Consider the following 263-nt stretch of genomic DNA (forward strand, 5'->3'; position numbering starts at 1 on the left):
GTGCTGGGTGACAGGCAGGGGCTCGCCGTGTTGTTCAAGGGCGCCGGAGCCGGCTTGGTGGATCTCACGACCTGTAGCGGCACAGCACGATTCCCGACCATACGCGAATTCGTAGAGGCGGAACTAAGGGGGTGGCTGCCCGTCATGGGAGTTGTGCTGCCGGAGCCGCAGATCGATCGCATCTTGGCAGAGGCGGAAACAATCTTCGCTCGCTATCTCACGGCCGATGGGCTTGCTTTCGGCATATCGGCGCATCTCGCGAC

Annotated in this window: 1 protein-coding gene; it reads left to right on the forward strand. The window is 62.4% G+C overall.

The features are described 5' to 3' along the window. Positions 1 to 57 precede the first annotated feature (57 nt). Positions 58 to 263: hypothetical protein (locus QSV46_RS40065; RefSeq protein WP_314964152.1), on the forward strand; the 206-nt coding region annotated here is incomplete at its 3' end.

It is taken from the genome of Bradyrhizobium cosmicum (genome assembly GCF_032290525.1).
In the GTDB taxonomy this organism is placed as follows: Bacteria; Pseudomonadota; Alphaproteobacteria; order Rhizobiales; family Xanthobacteraceae; genus Bradyrhizobium; species Bradyrhizobium cosmicum_A.